The following is a 20,714-nucleotide window of genomic DNA, read 5'->3' on the forward strand; positions in this document are numbered from 1 at the left end:
TGGTGGCGACGGCCGCCGCCACCTGGCGCCCCGGGTTGCCTTATCCCGGGATCGCCGCCGTCGGGGTGCGTCCGATGAACTGTTCCACGAAGCCCGGCGCCGGCCGCTTGCGGATATCGGCGGGGCTGCCGACCTGCTCGATCCGGCCGGTCGACATGATGACTACCCGGTCGGCCAGCGCGAAGGCCTCGTCCTGGTCGTGGGTCACGAACACCGTCGTCAGCCCGGTGGCATCGTGGATGTCGCGCAGCCCCGCGCGCAGTTCCTTGCGGACCTGCGCGTCGAGCGCGCCGAAGGGTTCGTCGAGCAGAAGCATCCGCGGCTCCGTTGCCAGCGCCCGGGCCAGGGCGACCCTCTGGCGCTGTCCGCCCGAAAGCTGCGAGGGATAGCGCGGGCCGATATCGGGCAGCCGGATCAGCCCGAGCAGCCCGTCGACCCGGCGTGCGATCTCCGCCCGCGACGGGCGTTCCCGCCGGGGCCGCGCGCGCAGGCCATAGGCGATGTTTTCGAACACCGTCATGTGCCGGAAGAGCGCGTAGCTCTGGAAGACGAAGCCGGCGCGCCGTTTCTGTACCGGGATGCCGGTGGCATCCGCGCCGTCCAGCAATATCCGCCCGGTGGTGGGCGCCTCGAGCCCGGCCAGGATGCGCAGCAGCGTGGTCTTTCCCGACCCCGACGGCCCCAGGAGAGAGACCAGGGCGCCGGAAGGGATTGAGAGCGAGGTGGGCTGAAGCGCCTCGACCCGGCCGAAGGTTTTCGCGATTGCGTCGATTTCGATATGCATGGTGATCTCCGTCAGTGGCGGCGCGACGCGGCGATCGCATCCGCGTGGTGCCATTCAAGGAATGACTTGAGGGCGAGTGTCAGAAGGGCGAGGCCGGCCAGCAGCGCGGCCATGGAGAAGGCCGCGACCGAGAGATACTCGTTGTAGAACATCTCGATGAGGATCGGCATCGTGGTGGTCTGGCCGCGGATCTTGCCCGAGATCACGGCCACCGCGCCGAACTCGCCCATGGCGCGGGCGTTGCACAGCAGTACCCCGTAAAGCAGCGCCCACCGCACGTTGGGCAACGTGACTGTCCGGATCATGTGCCAGCCCGAGGCGCCGAGGGTCAGCGCCGCCTCTTCTTCCGCGCGGCCCTGTTCGGTCATCACCGGGATCAGCTCGCGCGCGACGAAGGGAAAGGTGATGAAGAGGGTGGCGAGCACGATGCCGGGCAGGGCGAAGACGACCTTGAGGTCATGCGCCGCCAGCCAGTCGCCCAGCACGCCATGCGCGCCGTAGAGCAGGACCAGCGCCAGCCCGGCCACGACGGGCGAGACCGAGAAGGGCAGGTCGATCAGCGATATGAGGACCGCCTTGCCGCGGAAGTCGAACTTGGCGATGGCCCAGGCGGCGGCGAAGCCCGCGATTACGTTGAGCGGCACCGCGATGGCGGCCACGGTCAGCGTCAGGCCGATGGCGGCGCGGGCGTCCCTTTCGGAGACCATGTCGAGCGCCGCCGCGGCCCCCTCGCGGAAGGCTTCGGCGAAGACGACGGCGAGGGGTGCCAGAAGGAGGATCGCGGTAAGCGTGAGGGCCACGAGGCAGAGGGTGACGCGGAAGGGCCGCGACTCTGTCGTGACGTGGGTCGTGGGGGTTATCGAGAGGGACATGGATGCGGGTTCCCTGTTTCGCGAGGTCGGCAGGATGAGCGGCGCTGGCTATCCGAGAGGAAGAGCACGGCCAGCGAGAGGGCGGGCAGCCCGAGATAGGCCATGAGGAGAGGGACGAGGCCGGCGCCCGAGAGCCACAGGAGGAGGGGCAGGATCAGGCCGGGCAGGGCCAGGAGGGCGGCGAAGACCATTCCGCCCCCCGGCGGCAGTTCGGATGCCGGGGCATGTGCCGGGGGATTACACATGTCCGACCCTCCGCCGCCCCCAGACCTGGAAGAGGTTGATCAGCAGCAGCATCGCGAAGGAAATGCCGAGCATGGCAAGGCCGATCGCGGTGGCCGCGTCGTAATTGTATTCTTCCAGCCGGATGACGATCAGCAACGGCGCGATCTCGGTCACGTTGGGCAGGTTGCCCGCGATGAAGATGACCGAGCCGTATTCCCCGACCGACCGCGCCAGCGCGAGGGCGAAGCCGGTCAGAAGGGCGGGCGTCAGCATCGGCAGAACGACGCGGACCATGGTACGGAGCCGCGATGCGCCGAGCGTGGCCGAGGCTTCCTCCCATTCCGGGTCGATCTCCTCGATGACCGGCTGCACCGTGCGCACGACGAAGGGCAGGCCCACGAAGACCAGCGCCAGCCAGATGCCGGCCTCGGTATAGGCGACCTGCAGGCCAAGCGGTTCCAGCAGCTTGCCGAACGTGCCGTTGGGGGCGTAAAGCGCGGTCAGGGCGATGCCGGCCACGGCGGTCGGCAGCGCGAAGGGCAGGTCGAGCGCCGCGTCGACCAACCGCCGCCCCGGAAAGCGGTAGCGGGTCAGGACCCAGGCCAGCAGCAATCCGAAGACGAGGTTGAAGGCCGACGCGACGAGGGCGGAGCGGAAGGACAGCACCAGGGCGCTGGCCACGCGCTTCGAGCCAAGATGTTGCCAAAGCTCCACCGGCCCCATCAACACGCCACGGCCGATCAGCGTGCCGAGGGGCAGGAGAACGACAAGGGTCAGCGCCATGAGCAGAATGCCCATGCCGAGCCCGAAACCGGGGAGGGGGGAGGGCCGGATCACCTGGCTCACTCCGAATAGATCTGGTCGAAGATGCCGCCGTCGCCGAAGAAGCGCGGCTGCGCCTCGGCCCAGCCGCCGAACTCCTCGATGATGACGAGGTCGAGCTCGGGGAAGCGGTCGGCGTCTTCCGGGGCGGCCTTCGACGTGTCCCAGGCGCGGTAGTAGTTGGCCAGTGCCAGCGCCTGGGCCTCGGGGCTGTAGAGATGCTCGAGATAGGCCGTGGCGACGCGGCGCTGTTCGTCGTCGAGGTTGCCCTCGACAAGCGCCACCGGCGGCTCGGCGAGGATCGAGACCGAGGGCACGACGATGTCGAACTTGTCCTCGCCGATCTCGGCCAGTGCCAGGAAGGCCTCGTTCTCCCATGCCAGCAGCACGTCGCCGACCCCGCGCTGTGCGAAGGTGGTGGTCGCCCCCCGCGCGCCGGTGTCGAGCACCGGCACGTTGGCGTATAGCTTGCGGGTGAAGTCGAGCGCGGCATCCTCGTCGCCGTCCATGGTCTTGAGCGCCCAGCCCCAGGCGGCCAGGAAGTTCCACCGTGCCCCGCCGGATGTCTTGGGATTGGGGGTGATGACCTGAACGCCGTCGCCGACCAGGTCGCCCCAGTCCTTAATGCCCTTCGGGTTGCCCTCGCGGACGAGGAAGACGATGGTCGAGGTGTAGGGGGCGGAGTTGTGCGGCAGGGTCTTCTGCCAGTCTTCCGGCACGACATCGGAGTTGCCGGCGATGGCGTCGATGTCGGAGGCCAGCGCCAGGGTGACCACCTGCGCCTCGAGCCCGTCGATCACCGCCCGGGCCTGTGCGCCCGAGCCGCCGTGGCTTTGTTCGATGGTGACGGGCTCGTTGCCCTGGGCCGTCCACCAGTCGTTGAAGAGGTCGTTGTATGCCCGGTAGAACTCGCGCGTCGGGTCGTAGGAGACGTTCAGAAGGGTGGTTTCGGCATGGGCCGGCGTGCCGAGGGAGGTTCCGGCAAGAAGGGCGGCCAGCAGCGGGGCGCGGCCATGTCGCAGGATGAAAGGGGTCATGGAGGGCACTCCTCGTTTAGAGATTGTGATGAATTAAATCTCTATCGAGAAGGTCGCCTTTTAAAGGGGAGAGAGTCAGCGATCTGACCGGTGGCGGGAGAAGGATTTTCTCTCGCGGTGACCCGGGATAACGAGAAACTTTCCCGTCAGGACCGGGGTGCGGGCTGGTCGTCGAGGATTTTCATTGTGCCGTCAGTACCTTGAAGGAAATCCCGCAGGGTGAGCGACTCGATCAGCACGAGGTAGCTGTAGAACACCTCGCCGAAGACACGGCGCAACTGGCAGCTGGCCTCGTCGGTGCAATCGTCGCATTTGCGGTAGGCTTGGCGCGACAGACAGGGCAGGGGGGCGATCGGACCGTCGATCTTCTGCAGCAGTTCACCGAAGGAAATCGACGACGGGGGCTTGATCAGGAAATACCCGCCGGACCGCCCGCGCTTGGCGCCCACATAGCCCGCCTTGCGCAGATCGAGAAGGATATGTTCGAGGAACCGTTTCGGTGCCCCGGATCGTTGGGCCACTTCCTCGATCGTCAGCGCCTCGCCCTGCGGCAGGTTGCCGAGGGCCATGAGCGACTTGAGCGCGTACTTGGTCTTCTGGGTGATCATGCGATGATTAAAACATCGAATAATCGGCAGGAAAAGTCGTCTTTTCATAAAAGACGAGAATGCCAGTAGACTTTATGCATTTTTAAGGCATCCTGACATCGTAACCGACTCGACAGGAGGCCCGACCGTGGAACTTGACCGAATCGACCGCAAGATCATTGCCGCCCTGATGGCCGACGCGACGATGCCGCTGGCCCGCCTTGCCGACAGGGTCGGCCTGAGCAATACGCCCTGCTGGAAACGGGTGAAGCGCCTGACGGAAAGGGGGGTCATCCGGGCCCGCGTGGCGGTTGTCGATCCCGAACGCCTCGGGCTGGGCATGACCGCCTTCATCGGCGTGACCGCCCCCGACCAGTCGCCGGAGTGGCATGACAGCTTCTCTGACGTCGTCTCGTCGATTCCCGAAATAATGGAAGCCCACCAGCTTGCCGGGAACCACGACTACGTGCTGCGCGTGGTGGCGCGCGACATGACGGATTTCGACCGGATCCGGCAGTGTCTCGTCAGCCGGATCGCGGTCAGGGGGCTGACGGCCAGCTTTGCCATCAGGCGCGTGAAATCGGAAACGGTCTTGCCGCTGGATACGGTCAGCGCGTGACGGCCTGGGCCCGGGCGCAGCCGCTCAGAGATCCGATAGTGCCTCGGGCATCCAGTGCACGCTCTTGCGGCTGCCCCGGAAGAAGCAGCGCCCGTACGTCTCGAGGTTGCGCTGGTCGATCTCGAAACCCAGCCCGGGAGCGTCGGGCATGTGGAACCAGCCTTCCTTGTGCAGGAAGGGCTGCGCGAAGATCAGGTCGCGCGCTTCCGGGATCCAGCCGGGCGGTGACAGCGGGTATTCGAACAGCGCCTCCCCGGCAAAGCCGCTTGCCGCGAAGACATGCGCGTTGACGATGAAGCCGAACCCGTTCGACCAGCAATGCGGCGTGAATTTCAGGCCCTTCTCGCGGCACAGGGCCGCGACCTTGAGGCATTGTCCGATGCCTCCGGCCCACATCGCGTCGGGCTGGTAGATGTCGTAGCATCCCATTGCCAGCATCCGCGCCAGTTCGCGGTAGCCCATGACGTGCAACTCGCCGCCTGCAACGGGCACGCGGGCATGGGTCGCGAGCTGTGCCATCTCCTCGTGCCATTCGCCGAAGAGCGGCTCCTCGACCCAGGCGAGGCCGACATCGGCGGCGGCATCGACGAACCGCTTCGCGCGGTCGAGCGACCAGAGCGGTGCATCGCCGTTCTGGGTCAGCCGGAAGGCCTGGTTGCAGTCGACGGAGATTTTCATCCGCCCCTGCATGTACGTGGCGATGTCGGAGATATGCTCGATATCGACCGCCTCGTCGAAATCGTGGACACGGATCTTCATCGTGTCGAAGCCTTCGGACAACCGCGCTTCGGCTTCCTCGCGGCGGTCGGCCGGGGCGCGCAATTCGCCAGAGGAGGCGTAGAGCCGGATACGGTCATCGGTCCCGCCCAGCAGTTTGTAGAGCGGCAGGCCGGCGGCCTTCGCCTTGATGTCCCAGAAGGCGGGTTCGATCCACCAGTTGAAATTGCCGCCCGCCGCCATGATCTGGATGCGCTCGGCCATGGTGTCGATGTCCTCGGCGTCCTGGCCCAGGAAAAGCCCCGCCAGCAGGTCGCCAAGCCCTGCGCGCTCTCGCCCTGCAGCGGGAAAGCCGCTCCAGCCTTCGATGCCGTCCTCGGTGACGAAGCGGACGATGCACATGGAGACATGCTCCCTGATCGTGCCGGGAATCCACGAGGGGGCGTGCGGGGCCGGCAGGGGCGTTTTCACGTAGTATAGCTCGACACGGTCGATCACTTGCATGGCCTGTCCTTTCAATGGGGCGCCGCGTTTTCCGAGGCCGGGCTGCGCGGTCTTTCCGGCACGTTAGAAAGGCATTGGTCTGGCTGACATATCCACAATGGCGAAAATCGTGGACCAATTTCGGATGGACGGGGAGGGACGGACCATCGAGCCGGGACGGCCCGGACCACCTGCACCCCCCGCCCGATCGCGGGTCATCCTTGTGCCGATCGCCTGAAATCTACGCAATCCGGGGCCGGCCACGGCTCGTCTGCCCCGCATCCGGGCCCGCGCGTTGTGTTTTCGCCCCCCGCTGTATGTACTAGGGGCGCTCGGAAAAAAACCGGAAAGAGGACATGATGCTCGACCAAGAGACGCCGACCAGTGCCAATGCCATCGAAAGTGCCGAGGACCTGTCGGCGATCGCGTTCAGCTTCATGGCCTCGAAGGCGCTGTTCGCCGGACTTCACGCGGATATCTTTTCCGTCCTGTCGGACGGCCCCAGGACCGCCGCCGACCTGGCCTCGGCCGTTGACATTCCGTTGAACCGGATCGTGATGCTGACGACGGCGCTTGCCAGTGTCGGCCTGCTGGTCATCGGCGATGACGAGAAGATCGGCAACTCCCCCGCCGCCCAGAACTTCCTGTCGCGGCACTCGAAATACGATTTCGGCGACTACCTGCGCTACCAGATCGATCAGCAGATGTACCCGTTCCTTCTGCAGCTCAACGCCGTCATCAAGGGCGAGCTGACGGAGGATGCGATCTCGTCCTACAAGCACTGGATGGCGGACGAGGCGCAGGCCTCGATCTATTCGGAAAGCCAGCATGCGGGCTCGCTCGGGCCGGGCCGGACGCTGGCGCGGAAGGTCGACCTCAGCCACGCGTCCACCCTGCTCGACGTGGGTGGCGGCACCGGTGCGATGACGATCTCGCTTTGCCGGGCCTACGAAAACCTGCAATCGACGATCATCGATTTCCCGAACGTGGCCGAAATCGGCTGGCGTTTCATATCGGAGGCCGGTCTCGTCGACCGGGTTCGCTATATTCCCGGCAACGCCGTGGAGGTGCAATGGCCGGGCCAGCAGGATGCCATCCTGATGTCCTATCTCATGAGCGGCGTGCCGGGCGACTCGGTCGATGCGCTGCTGGCCAGCGCCTTCGACGCGCTGGCGCCGGGCGGGAAGCTTCTCGTCCATGATTTCATGGTCGAGGAAGACCGGCGCGGCCCGACGCTTGCGGCGCTCTGGCAATTGCAGCACATGGCCTTCACGCCGGATGCGCGCTCGTTGTCCGTGGGGTGGCTGACCGAGGCCGGAACGCGGCTGGGGTTCGACGTGGACATGGCCGACAACCTCATCCCGGCGATGACCAAGCTGGTCGTGTTTTCCAAGCCCGCCTGATACCGGAGACACGGATGACCACGTTTCGCCTGCACGAAACCCCGCTTCGGGAGGATTGGCTCGATGCCTACGGGCATCTGAACGAGGCCTATTACCTTGTGCCGTTCAGCGATGCCTCCTGGGCGTTGCAGGACAGGTTCGGGGTGGGAACCGAGTATTTCGAGCGGACAGGATGCGCCCTTTACACGCTCGAGACGCACCTGCGCTACCTGGACGAAGTGCGTGCCCCGGCGACGCTGTCGATCGAGTCCTGCATCCTGGGCGCGGATGCCAAGCGGCTGCACGTGGGGCACATCATGTGGTCCGGCGACAGCCAGTGCGCGAGTTTCGAATGCATGCTGTTGCATTACGACACGAAAAAGCCGGGGGCGGCGCCGTTTCCGGAGGATGTGTCCGGGCGGCTTCGCGAGGCCGTTCTGAAGCCCGCCCCGGATTGGGCCGGGCGGAGCCTGCGGCAGTTGTCCTGAACGGGCAGGGCGGCGCGCCTACCAGGTGCGGAATGCGCCCGTATCGGCCAGCACCTCCGAAGGCACGTCGACGGACCGGCCTCCGGCCGAAAGGTCGAGCGAGGCACGCCAGAGGCTGGCGGCGCGAAGGTGGGGCAGGGCCGAGACCGCCAGTGTCTCACCTTCGGGCGTGATCAACGCGGCATGCCACTGCTCGGCGCCGAGGTCGCGGAACTCGACGTTCAGGTGAACCTCGGAATGGGCGAAGAGGTTTCGCAGGGCGCGGGGCGGCAGGCTGGCCGTGACATCCAGCGCCGGGCGTTCGATCGTCCGGAAATCCTTCGCCACATGGTCGTCTCCCTGCCGGAGGGCAGAGAGCGCCTCGCTCATCCGGCGGGCCTGAAGACTGACCTGCGCGACCAGGTGCGCACGCGTGGGCGCGGCGTCGACGGGGGCGGCAAGGTCGCTGTCGGACAGCCCGTTCAAGAGCCGCGCGAAATACGCGGTGCCGCGCCGGGCAAGGCCCAACGCCCCGGCGGGGGCTTCGGGCGCGTCGTACCGCGCGCCCCCGCCTTGCCGGGCGCGGAGTTCCTCGCGCCGGGCGTCGAGCTGGCTCATGCCTCCCTGCCGCCGATGAAGGTGCGGTCGAAATTGAGCCTCTCGATGATCGGTGCGTCGGAAAAACGGAACAGGTCGAACTGGCTTTCCGCCTCGAGCGACCAGCCGACCCAGGAGGGCACGACGAACATGTCACCCTTTTCAAGCTTGTGCGTTTCGCCATCCAGTACCACCGCGCCGGTGCCGTCGAAGACCTGGAAGACGCTCGAGCCGACCTCCTGCCGTTCGGGCGTCTTGGTGCCTTCGCGCAGGCGGTGGAACTGGCAGCGGATGGTCGACATCACGTCGCCGCCCGTGGTGGGGTTCACGTAGCGGATTGCCGCGTGGCCCTGTTCCACCGTCGCGGGCTGGCCTTCCTCCTCTAGCAGAAGTTGTTCGGTAAGGGCGCGGTCGGTGTGCTCCCACCGGTAGGCGCCGATGGGCGAACTGACCGTGTCGCGCAGCCCCGAAAGCGGGCGCAGGCCGGGATGGGCCCAGAGGCGTTCCGAGCGGGAAAAGCGCGGCGTGGCGTAATCGGTGACCCGGTCGGAGCCGAACTCGAAGAAGCCCACGTCGTTGTGCTGGCTGAAGGGGATATCGAGCCCGTCGATCCAGGCCATCGGGTGGTCGGTGTCGTTGTGGTGGCCGTGGAAATGCCAGCCGGGCGTGAGCAGCAGGTCGCCGCGCGACATCCGCACCGGGTCGCCGTTGACCACGGTCCAGACGCCTTCGCCCTCGACCACGAAGCGGAAAGCGTTCTGCGAGTGGCGGTGTTCGGGGGCGGTTTCGCGCGGCCCGAGATACTGGATGGCGGCCCAGAGTGTTGGCGTGATGTAGGCGTTGCCGCCAAGGCCGGGGTTGGCGAGGCCGAGCGCCCGGCGCTCGCCGCCGCGGCCGACCGGCACCAGGTCGCCCGAGCGTTTCGCCATCGGCAGCAGGTTGGCCCATTTCCAGACATGCGGCACCGCCCGCGGCTTTGGCGTGAAGGGCATGAGATCGCCCCGCTGTGTCCAGAGCGGCATGATGTGCTCGCGTTCGAAGGCGGCGTAGAGCTCGCGCAGTTCGGGCGTGTCGTCGGGCTGCATGCCTTCCTTGGGCGGGTCCTGATCGAAGCTGTCGTCGGCCATTCTTGGTGTCTCCTCTCCTGTCAGGCCGCGTCCGGCTGTCTTGGCGGGGCGGCGTCGGCGAATGCCGGAATGTCATCCAGTGCCTTGAAAATGCGGGCGATGGTCGGCCAGGGGTCTGGCGAAATATCGAAGCGGCGGTTGTTCCAGACCTGGGCGTAGAGGCAAAGATCGGCAAGCCCGGGGGTGTCCCCGTGGCAGAATCGGCCGGTGGCCGCGTCACGCGCAAGGGTGGTTTCCAGCGCGTCGAAGGTGGCGGTGACCCAATGGGTGAACCACGCCTTCTGCGCCGCCTCGTCGGCGCCGAAGGTCTTCGCCAGGTGGCCAAGGACCCGCAGGTTGTTCAGCGGGTGGATCTCGCAGGCGACCATGTAGGCCAGTGCCCGCACGCGTGCGCGCCCGTCGGCATCCCGGGGCAGGAGCGGCGGGGCGGGGTGCGTCTCGTCCAGCCATTCGATGATGGCGAGGGACTGGGTCATCACCTGGCCATCCTCGCGCTCGAGGCTGGGGACAAGGCCGGCGGGGTTCATGGCGAGATACTCGGGCGTGCGGGTCTCGCCGTCGCGCAGCACGTAGGCGACGTAGTCATACTCCAGCCCCTTGAGGTTCAGCGCCGACCGAAGCCGCACGGAGGTCGAGGAGCGGAAGAAGTTGTGCAGCCGGAGCGTCATGCCCTTGGTCCGATGATGGTGGTGATCTCGCCCAGCCCTTCGATCGACACGACGCACTTGTCGCCCTCGACCAGCGGCCCGACGCCGGCGGGGGTGCCCGTCATGATGACGTCGCCCGGTTGCAGCGTCACCGACTGGGACAGGATCGAGACAATCTCGGGGACAGACCAGATGAGTTCGGCCAGGTTGGCATCCTGCTTTGTCTCGCCGTTCACGGTGAGGCGGATCGAGCCCGTGTCGGGATGGCCCACGGCCTCTGCGGGATGCACGGGGCCGATCACCGCCGAGCGGTCGAAGCCCTTGCCCATGTCCCAGGGCCGACCCTTGTCGCGGGCCTCGAGCTGCAGGTCGCGGCGGGTCAGGTCGTTGCCGATGGCATAGCCCCAGATATGGTCCTGCGCGGCGGCCTGGTCCACGTCGGTCGCGGTGCGGCCGATGACGACGACAAGCTCGGCCTCGTAATGCAGGTTGCCGGTCAGGGGCGGGTAGGCCACCGTCTCGCCATCGCCAACCACGGCATCGGCCGGCTTGGTGAAGAAGAAGGGCGGGTCGCGATCCGGGTCCTTGCCCATTTCGCGGGCATGGGCGGCATAGTTGCGGCCCACGCAGAAGATGCGCCGCACCGGGATGCGCGTGTCACTGTCGGCGACGGCAAGGCTGGGGGTGGGCAGCGGGTCGAATACGAAGCTCATTCCATTCTCCAATCAAGGGGGTGTTCGGGCAGGGCGCGCAGGCCTCTGGCCCGCTATGCCGGTTGCCTGGTCTCGGTCGTCATCGCGCGGATGGCCTGGCGGTCGATCTTGCCGGTGCCGGTCTTGGGCAGGTCGTCCACGTAGTCGATGATGCGCGGATACTTGTAGGGTTGCAGCGCCGTCTTCACATGCGCCTGCAGCCGGCTGGTCGCCGCGTCGTCCGCCGCGACGCCGGTGCGAAGGCGTATGACGGCGCGCAGGGTCACGCGGCGGTCGGGCAGGTCGTGGGCCAGCACGGCGCATTCATGCACGTCGGGGTGATCGTTCAGGCAGCGTTCGACCTCGAGCGGCCAGACCCACTGGCCCGAGACCTTGATCAGTTCGTCGGCGCGGCCCTGGAAGTAATAGTACCCGTCACGCTCGACGAAGCGGTCGCCGGTATAGAGCCAGTCGTCCCGCATGGTTTCGCGCGTCTTGTCGGGGCGGTTCCAGTAGCAGGGGGCCGAGGAATGGCCACGGACCAGCATCACCCCTTCCTCGCCGGGTTCCGCGAGCGTGCCTTCGGGTGTTTCCAGCCGGATTTCGTAGCCGGGCACACGCGCCCCCGCGGCGCCGATGCGGTGATCGTCGAGGCGGTTCGACAGGTAGATATGCAGCATCTCGGTCGAACCCAGCCCCTCGGTCGGGCCATGGCCGGTCAGGGATTTCCACGCCTCGTAGACGTCTTCCGACAGGATTTCCGCGGCCGACATCGACTGTCGGAGCGAACCGAGGTCGCGGTCGGCGACGCCCTCGCTCCGGCAGAGCGCGGTGTAGAGCGTGGGCAGGCCGAAAAGCACGGTGGGCCGGTATGCCTCGATCGTGTCGAGCACGGCCTCGGCCTTGGGCTGGCCCGGCATCAGCACCGCTGTCGCGCCCACCGAGAAGGGGAAGGTGACCGAGTTGCCGAACCCGTAGGCGAAATAGGTTTTCGGCACCGAGAAACAGATGTCGTCGGGGCCCAGCTGCAGCACGTGCTTGCCGAAGCTTTCCTGCGTATAGGCCATGTCGTGGTGCAGGTGCACGATGCCCTTGGGCCGCCCGGTCGAACCCGAGGAGTACATCCAGAAGGCCATGTCGAAGGGGCCGGTATCGGCACAGTCGAGCGTATCGGGCTGGCCGTCGAGGAACGCGCCGCTGGTCCGGAAGATATCCCCTTCGGCGGTGCCGTTGGCGAGGATCACGTTGCGGATCGCCGTGCCCTTGAGCGTTACCGCCGAGAACTGGGATGCAAACTCCGCCTCGCAGAGCGCAAGGGTGGCCTCGGTGTCTTTCAGGAAATAGTTGAGCGTGTCGGCATTGGTCTGGATGTTGAGCAGCACCGGCACGAACCCGGCCCGGACCGCGCCGAAGAAGGCGGCGGAATAGATGGGGGTGTCGTCGAGGAAGAAGGGGATGCGCGCGCCGCGCTTCAGGCCGGCGGCGATGAAGGCGTTGCCCCAGCGCGCGGCGTCCTGCGCAAGCTCACCATAGGTGCGGTGACCCGCGGGGCCGGTCACGGCGAGGCGGTCGGCGTTCCGAGGCAGGTTGGCCCAGAGGATTTCCGAGCAGTTGGCGTGTGCCGCGGGGTCGAAGCCGATTTCTTGCGCGCCGGGCGTGTCGGCGGCGACCGGGTCCGCGATGGCCGAGAGTGCGCCGCCCTTGTCGGCCTCGTACCGCGCCATGAATTGGGGGGCCATGCGGCGCAGCCTGTCCATGTCGACCCGGCCCGAGCGGGTGATGTAGTCGAAGGCGAAGTCGAGCGGAGGAAGCTCCATCTTCTGGCCGAAGCGCTCGTACCACTCGGCCGAGACATTGGCGGCATCGACGATCTTGCGTGCGATCGGGATGCGGCTTTCCTCGTAGGCGGCCAGCGCGGTATCGACATCGTCGTGACCGGCCAGCGACCGGACCAGCGCGATGGCGTCCTCCATCGCCAGCCGGGTGCCGGAGCCGACCGAGAAATGCGCCGTATGCGCCGCGTCGCCCAGCAGCACGCGCCGCCCGGCCACCCAGTTCTTGCACCAGAGTTTCGGAAACTGCCGCCAGGCCGACTTGTTGGTGATCAGGGTTGCCCCGCCCAGCACCTCGGCGAAATGGGCCTCGCAGGCGCGGCGGCCCTGGTCTTCGGTCATGGTGTCGAAACCGGCGGCGCGGAAGGTGTCATCGGAACATTCCACGATGAACGTGCTGCGGTCGGGCGCATAGCGATAGTGGTGGGCGTTCATCGGCCCGGCTTCGGTGCGAATGAACGTCTGGGTCAGCGTGTCGAAGGGGCGGTCGGCGCCGAACCAGACGAAATGGTTGCCGAAATGATCGATGGTCTCGCCGAAGGCAGCAGGGTCGGCGGCACGGACGATCGAGTTCAACCCGTCCGCCCCGATGACGAGGTCGACCCCGTCCTCCAGCGCGGAGAGGTTGTCGATCCGGGTGTCGAAGCGCGTTTCGACCCCGAGGTCCTGCGCGCGTTTGCGAAGGATCTCGATCAGTTCGAGGCGCCCGATGGCCGAGAAACCGACGCCGTCAAGAACGACCCGGTCCTCGGGATGGTTGAGCGTCATGTTGGTCCACCGCTCCATGTGCGGCGTCACGAGGTCGTGGGTTTCCGGATCGTCGGCACGCAGGAAATCCAGCGCCTGGTCCGAGAACACCACGCCGAAGCCGAAGGTGGCGCCCTGCGGGTTCTGCTCGGTCACGCGGACATGGGTGTCGGGCAGCAGGCGCCGCATCAGGATGGCCGTGTACAGCCCGGCCGGGCCGGCGCCGATGATCTCTACCTTGCGAAGCATTCCACGCCTCCTCCCGTTCCGCGGTGGAAAATATGATGCTGGACTATAGGGATATAATTACGCATTGTGCAAACAGTTTTATAATAGGGAAAGAAATGGCTTATCACAAAACCGATCACCGCGTGAGTTTCGGGGATTGCGACCCGGCGGGAATCGTTTTCTATCCGCGGTTCTTCGCTTGGTTCGACCGGACGTTTCACGACTGGCTGCGCCGGTACGGTGGCCACCAGGCGCTGTGCGAGCGTCTCGGGGCCGTGGGCATCGGGCTGATGTCGGCGGACGCGGCCTTCCGCAGCCCGGCGCGGGACGGCGATGCGCTTGAGGTGCGGATGACGGCGCTGGACTGGACCGGCCGCAGCCTGAAGGTCGAGTACGAGATCGTCTGTGGCGACAGGCTCGTGGCCACCGGAACCGAACAGCGCGGGGTTTTCCTTGTCGACAACGGCCGTATGATCGCGGGCGACATGCTGCGATTGAAGGACATCGTCGATGGCGGAGGATAGAGCGAAGACAGGCGCGACCTCGGGCGGTATCCAGTCGGTCGACGTGGCCCTCGGCATCCTGGGGGCGCTGGCGCGCAGTGGCGGGCCGATCTCGCTCAGCGACCTGGCGCGGCGTTGCGACATGCCACCCAGCAAGGCGCACCGGTACCTGGCCTCGTTCATGGCGGCCGGGCTGGTGGTGCAGGCGGGGCGGTCGGGGAAGTATGACCTGGGCCCCTCGGCGATGGAACTGGGGCTGGCCGCGCTGTCGCGGCACGATTTCGTCAACCGCGCCTCGGACGCGTTGCCGGAACTGCGCAACGCCACCGGAATGACGGTTCTGTTGTCTGTCTGGGGCTCCGAAGGTGCCACCGTTGTGCGGTGGGAGCGGGCGCCGTCGCCGGTCATCACGTCGATGGGGCTGGGCACGACGCTGCCGCTTCTGACATCCGCGTCGGGGCGGGTCTTCCTTGCCTGGTCGCCGCCCGAGGCGACGCGCGAGCGGCTTGCGGCGGAACTGGCCATCGCGAGGTCGAACCCGGCCTTCGACGCCACGCTGAACCGGGACGACGCCGCCTTGACCGGACTGCGCCAGACCATACGGGAGGCCGGGTTCGCCAGTGTCGATGGCCGCTTCATTCCCGGCCTTGTCGCCGTGGCGGCGCCGGTGCTCGACTGGCAGGGCGAGGCGCAATGCGTCATCACCCTGATCGGGACCGACCCGACACTGATCCGCCCGGACGCCCCGTCAGTCGACCGGCTGAAGGCGTTTTGCCGGGCGCAGAGCGTATCGGACGTGGAAAACGCCTGAGACGGCGCCTCGTGCCGGGTTCGGGTGGAGCCTGTCATTGCTCGGTCACGCGTGACGTCGGCGCGCGGGTGGCGCGCCGACATTTCCCTCGAACGCTCAGATCACCGCGCGCAGCTTCTCGCGCGCGGCTTTCGAGAAGGGCGGGGTGTGGACCGTGGCGCGCACCTGGTACTGCTCGTGCCGTTCCACATGCGCCTTGCGCGAGCCGCCATTGACCTCGCCCCAGGTCAGCGTGACCTCGGTGCCGGGTTCGGCGAACGCCTCGTCGATGCCGCAGAGCGAGAGCATGGCACGCTCGTTGATGTTGTAGCCGCAATATTGCGACATGCCGATGCGCTGGCCGGACTTCGACAGCACCTCGTCGGCCTGCGGCCAGCCAAAATAGGCGGTGGGGAACTCGATGGCCTTGTAGAGCGGGCCGTCCTCAAAATGCGACGCCATGATGCGGGTCACGTCCTCGGCATTCCATTCCAGCACGCGCTTGACCCGTTTCGGCCCCTCCAGCCCCTTGGCGATGGCGTCGCGGCCGATGAAATCGTGGTCGAACTTCACAAGCTTCTCGTACCCGAGCGCCGAGGGGGTCCAGTAGTAATCCTCGATATTGTCGGTGTAGAGACTGCCGCCGAGCTGCATGTTGGCTTCCCAGCTGTCGGCGCTCAGCCACTCGCGGTAGGCCTGGTTCTCGTCTCCGGTATAAATGCCGGGCAGGGGGTAGGGAATCCACGCGTTCTCGAGCGGGGTGCTGTAATAGGTGCGGGTGCCGGCGCGCAGGAGGCCGTGTTTCTCGCCCACCTTCAGGATCGCATCGCGCACGGTGTCCATCTCGTCGAAGGGCCCCGAGATTTCGGCGCCGGCATGGCCGGCCATGCCGTGGCGCAGCACCTGGACCCGGCAGCCGGCGATCTTCACGTAATCGGTGTGGAAGAACTTGATCTCGGGGAAGCCGCCCTCGCAAACCTCGTCGAGGATGGCGCGGGCATTGGGGCCCTCGATCTCGAAGCGGTACTTGGTGCGCTTGCCGTTCTCGCTGTAGGGCGTGGTCGGGTCGAAGCGGAACTCGACATCGTAATCGCCGCTCTCGCCGTGGTAGCGCACCCAGTTGAGCACGGGCATGCCGCTGATCAGCTCGAAGCCTTCTTCCTCGCCATAGTAGTGAAGCACGCAGTCGCCGACGTGGTGGCCGCGCTCGGTATAGGCGATGTACTGTTTGCCCCGGTTGGTCGAGAGGTTCTCGAACGTGCAGGGGGTGAGATAGTTGAGCAGGCGCTTGGCGTCCTTGCCCTTCACGTAGAGCACGGGCATGTGGTGCGACTGATCGAACAGCACGGCGGTTTCACGCCAGCTGCGCTGTTCGTCGCGCCAGTTGGTGTATTCCGGCGCGATCAGCGACGCGAAGTAGCTGGTGCGCGACTTGTGGTACTGGGAAATCGTGTCGTTGTAGAAATAGTCCACGATGTTGGACTTTTCGGTGACAAGATCCTGCAGTGTTTTCATTGGATGATCCTCCTGTGTTTTTGTGATGGACCTCACCCGGCTCAGTTGAACCGGCTGGGAAGGAAAGTGACGATTTCGGGGACAAGCACGATAATCAGCATGCCGAGGGCGGTCAGGCCGACGAACAGCCACGACGACTGGAACACGTCGCGCATCGATATCTCGGGGGCGGCGGCCTTGAGCGCGAACATCACGTAGCCGAAGGGCGGGGTGATGGCGCCGAGCGTGATGTTGATCAGGAACAGCACCCAGAACCAGACCGGGTCGAACTCGAACAGGTTCAGGATGGGCACGTAGATCGGGATCAGGATGAGCATCAGGCCAAGCTGGTCGATGAACATGCACAGCAGGAAGGGCAGCAGCATCATCAGGAAGAGCATCAGCCAGCCGTTGATCTCGAGCGAGGTGATCAGCCGGGTCAGCCCACCGATCGCGCCGGTGAAGGCGAGAAGCTGGGTGAACATCACGGCGCTCACGAGGATGAGCAGGATCACCGAGGCGAGCTTGGCGGCTTCCGAGAAAGCCTCGAACAGCATCCGGAAGCTGAGCCGGCCATAGTAGGCGGCGGTGATCAGCCCGCCGAGGACGCCCGTCGCCGCCGATTCAGACGGGGTGGCGATGCCCAGCATGATCAGGCCGATGACCATGAAGATGATCAGGCTGAAGGGCAGCAGGCCCAGCACCGCGCGGAGCTTTTCCCGCGCCGGGATGGTACCGTGCCCGTCATCGGCCGGGGCCAGCGACGGGTTCATCCGGATGCGGACCATGCAGGCCACCACGTAGATCAGGGCCAGGAACAGCCCCGGCCCGACGCCCCCCACCAGCAGGGAAGAGATCGACACGTCGGCCAGCGTGCCGATGATGATTGCCAGAAGGCTGGGCGGGATGATCGGCGCCAGGCAGGCCCCGCCGAGGATAGTGCCGATCGACAGGCGGAGGTCGTAGCCTTTTGCCTGCATGATCGGCAGAAGCGAGCGGCCCATCATCGCGCCCACGGCCATGGCCGACCCCGACAGGGCGCCCAGCACGGTCGAGAGGACGATGGACAGCACGTATTGCCGCCCGCGCATCTGGCCGACCAGCTTGTCGATCGAGTCCATCAGCACCTGCACGCAGCCCGAGCGGAACAGGATCTCGCCCAGCAGGATGAAGAGCGGGATCGTCCCCAGCGAGGCGGTGGTCGCGGTGTCGTACATGCTGCTGACGACCATGCCGAACCCGGCCGGTCCGAGCAGGTAGACGACGCCCGAGATGATGACGATGAGGAAGCCGAGGAAGATCGGCATCCCGGTCATGAACAGCACGACCAGCGCGCCGAGACCGATGGAAAGGGGGATGTACCAGTCGACCATCGTTCACGCCGCCCCGCTGTTCGAGGGGCCGGCGACCGGGGTGACGAAGCTGTGCGGCGCGGTGGCCGGGACAGGCAGCAGGGCGCGCAGGAAATAGAGGGCGGAGCTTGCGAAGCCGTAGGTAATGAAGCTTGCCATCCACCAGACCGGCACAGGGTGATTCTGTTCGGTCAGGATGCCCATGGCGATCTGGCGCAGGTTCTCGGAATAGCTCATCCACGCGACGAAGGCGCAGACGACGACACCGGACAGCCGTGCCGTCACCGCCAGCACACCGCGGGAGGCAGGCACCATTTCGGGGAGGAGGTTGATCTCGATATGCGCGGCGACGCGGGTGGCGTGGGGCACGATCGCGAAGATCGTGACGCAGAGCAGGTTCGAGAACGTGTCATTGGCCCAGTCCAGCGGATAGTTGAGAAAATACCGCGTGATGACCTCGGCGCAGTAGATCAGGACCATCAGCGCCAGTCCCAGCGTGCTGAGCAGGAAGCCGGCATCGGTCAGCCCGTCATGCAGACGGCAGAGCAGGGTCACAGGTTTCATGGGACAGGTCCGGGGCAGGGGAGAGAAGCGGGGGCGACATTGCGCCCCCGCGTGCGTGGGCAGGGATTACTCGGCGTCGCCGTTCTCGCGCGCCATCTCCTGAAGTTCCCGGACCCGGTCGGCGGTCTGGGCGTTGCCGTCGATGGCGGTCTGCCACGAGCCGTCGATCAGCCCCTGCATGACCTTCTCGACCGCGTCGGCAGGCAATTCGGTTTCCTGCATGCCCAGCTCCTTGAGCTCGGTGATGGTCTCGTCGGACAGGCGCGCCAGCTCCTCGGCGCTGCTTTCCTCGACGCTCTTGCCGCAGTCGAGCACGACCTGCTTGTCTTCCTCCGACAGGCCGTTGAACCGGTCGAGGTTCATGGCGATCAGGAAGGGCGAGTTGCCGAAGCGCGGGCGCAGCATGTAGCCCGTCACCTCGTGCATCTTCAGGCGCTGCATCCCGGCGATGGGGTAGGCGGCCCCGTCGACCACGCCCTTTTCCAGCGCCGAGTAGATTTCGCCGGCGGGCAGGTTCACCAGCGAGCCGCCCGTCGGGACGACCAGCGGTTCGTAATACTTGTTGCCGCGGATCTTGCGGCCCTCGAGCGGCATGTCGCCCTCGGCCACCGGTTCGCGCAGGACGATCTGATAGAAATCGCTGGCGCCGGTGCCTGACGTGAAGGCCACGAGCTTCTGGTTGAAGCGCTGCATCTCCTCGTCGGCGAAGTCCCAGTATCCCTTGTCACGCCAGAGCTGGGAATCGGGCGGCAGGGCGAAGAAGGCCGAGGGCACGCCGGTGGTTCCGAGGAAGTAAATGGGGGTGATGTAGCTCAGGTCGAAGATCCCGCGCGAAATCGGGTCGAACTGCTGGTTCGGCGGAATGACCTCGGGGCCGCTGGCGGTGACGGCGATGCGGCCGTCCGATGTTTCGGCCAGGCATTCCTGGTAACGTTGGGCGATGGCGATGGTGCCGTCGAACCGGTCGTCCCATGCCGTCAACATGCGAAGTTGCACGTCCTGTGCGAGTGACGCCGTGCCAAGCACGGCGGTGATAGCCGCAGCGATTGCGGTAGCCTTGACGAGTTTCATTTTCCCTCCCTTTCATGATCGTGCCCCCTTTCTGGCGGGCACAGCTCTCCGATGCCCCCAAGGGGGTTCGGGTCAATCTTCAGCCGGACTATCCCGGCATCGGACCCCGGCAATTACCAAGGCGGTTTCTGGCAGTGCATCCCTGACCGCGGGAGCGGACAGCCGTCGCGGATTTCGGGACGCGGGTTTCCTCCTGCGAATCAAGGTAACTCAAATTCAGGCCTGAATCAACTTACAAGGAGTCCTGCTGGTAAATTGACGGATACAGGCGATCTACTGGTTATAAGGCTTTGAATTTTAGTGATTTAGCTGATTTCCATGCTCAGCGCGCGGTCGCCTTTCGTGCCGGCGAAGGCGATGTTTGGTCCTCTCCCTCGGCGTGGGGGCGATGGGCAAGGACCGTCGGCGCAAGGTCGCGCCAGTCCTGCAGGACGGCATCCTTGTCGAGATCGTAGGGGAGCCACGTGTTCACGAAGAACATGCCGCGCAGGAGGTAGTGCGAGACTTCCACGAAGCGTTCGGCCTTTTCGCGGTCATGGCCCCAGCCGGCAATCGTTTCGGCCCAGATGCCGTCGAGCGTGCGCCGGGCATCCTTGATGATCGGGAAGATCACCTCGCCAAGCTGGGGGTCGGCGCGGGCGGCGATCAGAAGTTCGACCTGGGCGATATAGCCTTGCGCGAAGAAGAACCGTTCGGATGCCGCGATGAAGTTGCCGATCAGGTCCTGCGTGACCTCGGCATTCTTCACGTAGCTGCGGGTTTCCTCGATCGCGGCTTCCATCGAATATTGGCAGGCAGCCGCTATAAGATTGATTCTCTTGGGATAATAGTGCTCGAGCGCACCGCGGGAGATACCGGCGCGGGCGGCGACGCCGGAGGAGCTGAAGTTGGCGTAGCCTTCGAGGGAAAGGATTTCGACCGCGGCTTCGAGAATGGCCGATTGCGTCTGTTCGCGGCGTTCGGCCTGAGAGCGGCGCCTTTTCTTCTGGCTATTGGACATGAGTTTCCCCGGGATTGCGGCGTCGAATACGCATTCTTGACCTGCCGGAGGGCCATAGCACAACCCGAAAGGTCG

22 protein-coding genes are annotated in these 20,714 nt (G+C 65.8%); 5 read left to right on the forward strand and 17 right to left on the reverse strand.

All coding sequences use genetic code 11. The annotated features are described in order from the left end of the window. Window positions 1-40 precede the first annotated feature (40 nt). The 6 genes from QUV18_RS17215 to QUV18_RS17240 form a co-directional block, all read right to left on the reverse strand. Window positions 41-784, reverse strand: a complete 744-nt coding sequence (locus tag QUV18_RS17215) for an ATP-binding cassette domain-containing protein (RefSeq protein WP_300895272.1) — start codon at window positions 782-784, stop codon at window positions 41-43. 11 nt (window positions 785-795) lie between these two features. After that, complete coding sequence (gene cysW / locus QUV18_RS17220; RefSeq protein WP_300895273.1) at window positions 796-1,656, reverse strand: sulfate ABC transporter permease subunit CysW; 861 nt, start codon at window positions 1,654-1,656, stop codon at window positions 796-798. After that, a complete protein-coding gene (locus tag QUV18_RS17225) occupies window positions 1,641-1,901 on the reverse strand; it encodes a hypothetical protein (protein WP_300895274.1) in 261 nt (86 codons plus the stop codon). The genes cysW and QUV18_RS17225 overlap by 16 nt, the downstream gene beginning before the upstream one ends. After that, a complete protein-coding gene (gene cysT / locus QUV18_RS17230; protein WP_300895275.1) occupies window positions 1,894-2,727 on the reverse strand; it encodes a sulfate ABC transporter permease subunit CysT in 834 nt (277 codons plus the stop codon). Before cysT ends, QUV18_RS17225 begins: the two co-directional genes overlap by 8 nt. Next, on the reverse strand, window positions 2,724-3,740 hold the full coding sequence (locus QUV18_RS17235) for a sulfate ABC transporter substrate-binding protein (RefSeq protein WP_300895276.1): 1,017 nt from the start codon (window positions 3,738-3,740) through the stop codon (window positions 2,724-2,726). The genes cysT and QUV18_RS17235 overlap by 4 nt, the downstream gene beginning before the upstream one ends. A gap of 146 nt (window positions 3,741-3,886) precedes the next feature. Then, complete coding sequence (locus QUV18_RS17240) at window positions 3,887-4,348, reverse strand: Rrf2 family transcriptional regulator (protein WP_300895277.1); 462 nt, start codon at window positions 4,346-4,348, stop codon at window positions 3,887-3,889. A gap of 127 nt (window positions 4,349-4,475) precedes the next feature. Between QUV18_RS17240 and QUV18_RS17245 the strand changes: the two genes are divergently transcribed. After that, window positions 4,476-4,946 carry an Lrp/AsnC family transcriptional regulator gene (locus tag QUV18_RS17245; RefSeq protein ID WP_300895279.1) on the forward strand — a complete coding sequence of 157 codons (471 nt, stop codon included), beginning with the start codon at window positions 4,476-4,478 and terminating at the stop codon, window positions 4,944-4,946. Between the two features lie 24 nt (window positions 4,947-4,970). On the opposite strand, the gene QUV18_RS17250 is transcribed toward QUV18_RS17245, so the two are convergent. Further along, the gene (locus QUV18_RS17250) at window positions 4,971-6,167 is read right to left on the reverse strand and encodes a mandelate racemase/muconate lactonizing enzyme family protein (RefSeq protein WP_300895281.1); all 1,197 of its coding nucleotides are present in this window, start codon (window positions 6,165-6,167) and stop codon (window positions 4,971-4,973) included. 335 nt (window positions 6,168-6,502) lie between these two features. Between QUV18_RS17250 and QUV18_RS17255 the strand changes: the two genes are divergently transcribed. Continuing rightward, on the forward strand, window positions 6,503-7,549 hold the full coding sequence (locus QUV18_RS17255) for a methyltransferase (RefSeq protein ID WP_300895282.1): 1,047 nt from the start codon (window positions 6,503-6,505) through the stop codon (window positions 7,547-7,549). 14 nt (window positions 7,550-7,563) lie between these two features. After that, on the forward strand, window positions 7,564-8,016 hold the full coding sequence (locus QUV18_RS17260) for a thioesterase family protein (protein ID WP_300895283.1): 453 nt from the start codon (window positions 7,564-7,566) through the stop codon (window positions 8,014-8,016). Window positions 8,017-8,034: 18 nt separating this feature from the next. Here QUV18_RS17260 and QUV18_RS17265 read toward each other — a convergent pair whose 3' ends face one another. The 5 genes from QUV18_RS17265 to QUV18_RS17285 are packed head-to-tail and all read right to left on the reverse strand — an operon-like array spanning window position 8,035 to window position 13,886. Further along, complete coding sequence (locus tag QUV18_RS17265) at window positions 8,035-8,613, reverse strand: maleylpyruvate isomerase N-terminal domain-containing protein (RefSeq protein ID WP_300895284.1); 579 nt, start codon at window positions 8,611-8,613, stop codon at window positions 8,035-8,037. Further along, window positions 8,610-9,719, reverse strand: a complete 1,110-nt coding sequence (locus QUV18_RS17270; RefSeq protein ID WP_300895285.1) for a cupin domain-containing protein — start codon at window positions 9,717-9,719, stop codon at window positions 8,610-8,612. Before QUV18_RS17270 ends, QUV18_RS17265 begins: the two co-directional genes overlap by 4 nt. 20 nt (window positions 9,720-9,739) lie before the next feature. Next, window positions 9,740-10,387, reverse strand: coding sequence for a maleylacetoacetate isomerase (gene maiA, locus QUV18_RS17275; RefSeq protein WP_300895286.1), 648 nt, complete (start codon window positions 10,385-10,387; stop codon window positions 9,740-9,742). Further along, entirely contained in the window at window positions 10,384-11,079 is a 696-nt protein-coding gene (locus QUV18_RS17280) for a fumarylacetoacetate hydrolase family protein (RefSeq protein WP_300895287.1), read from the reverse strand. The genes maiA and QUV18_RS17280 overlap by 4 nt, the downstream gene beginning before the upstream one ends. Before the next feature lie 53 nt (window positions 11,080-11,132). Beyond that, window positions 11,133-13,886, reverse strand: coding sequence for a benzoate-CoA ligase family protein (locus tag QUV18_RS17285; RefSeq protein ID WP_300895288.1), 2,754 nt, complete (start codon window positions 13,884-13,886; stop codon window positions 11,133-11,135). Window positions 13,887-13,981: 95 nt separating this feature from the next. On the opposite strand from QUV18_RS17285, the gene QUV18_RS17290 reads away from it, so the two are divergent. Both QUV18_RS17290 and QUV18_RS17295 read left to right on the forward strand, forming a co-directional pair. Then, window positions 13,982-14,389, forward strand: coding sequence for an acyl-CoA thioesterase (locus QUV18_RS17290; RefSeq protein WP_300895290.1), 408 nt, complete (start codon window positions 13,982-13,984; stop codon window positions 14,387-14,389). Beyond that, window positions 14,376-15,179, forward strand: coding sequence for an IclR family transcriptional regulator (locus QUV18_RS17295; RefSeq protein ID WP_300895291.1), 804 nt, complete (start codon window positions 14,376-14,378; stop codon window positions 15,177-15,179). Before QUV18_RS17290 ends, QUV18_RS17295 begins: the two co-directional genes overlap by 14 nt. Window positions 15,180-15,275: 96 nt before the next feature. Here QUV18_RS17295 and QUV18_RS17300 read toward each other — a convergent pair whose 3' ends face one another. The 5 genes from QUV18_RS17300 to QUV18_RS17320 form a co-directional block, all read right to left on the reverse strand. Next, window positions 15,276-16,673, reverse strand: coding sequence for an aminomethyl transferase family protein (locus QUV18_RS17300; protein WP_300895292.1), 1,398 nt, complete (start codon window positions 16,671-16,673; stop codon window positions 15,276-15,278). Window positions 16,674-16,714: 41 nt separating this feature from the next. Then, window positions 16,715-18,025, reverse strand: a complete 1,311-nt coding sequence (locus QUV18_RS17305) for a TRAP transporter large permease subunit (RefSeq protein WP_300895293.1) — start codon at window positions 18,023-18,025, stop codon at window positions 16,715-16,717. Between the two features lie 3 nt (window positions 18,026-18,028). After that, window positions 18,029-18,568 carry a TRAP transporter small permease gene (locus tag QUV18_RS17310; protein ID WP_300895294.1) on the reverse strand — a complete coding sequence of 180 codons (540 nt, stop codon included), beginning with the start codon at window positions 18,566-18,568 and terminating at the stop codon, window positions 18,029-18,031. A 66-nt stretch (window positions 18,569-18,634) separates the two neighbouring features. Beyond that, window positions 18,635-19,639, reverse strand: coding sequence for a TRAP transporter substrate-binding protein DctP (dctP, locus tag QUV18_RS17315; RefSeq protein ID WP_300895296.1), 1,005 nt, complete (start codon window positions 19,637-19,639; stop codon window positions 18,635-18,637). Window positions 19,640-19,961: 322 nt separating this feature from the next. Next, window positions 19,962-20,639 (reverse strand): TetR/AcrR family transcriptional regulator, encoded by a 678-nt coding sequence (locus QUV18_RS17320; protein ID WP_300895298.1) that lies wholly within the window; start codon window positions 20,637-20,639, stop codon window positions 19,962-19,964. Window positions 20,640-20,714 lie beyond the last annotated feature (75 nt).

The sequence above is a fragment of the Roseovarius sp. genome (assembly GCF_030373445.1).
Lineage (GTDB): Bacteria > Pseudomonadota > Alphaproteobacteria > Rhodobacterales > Rhodobacteraceae > Roseovarius.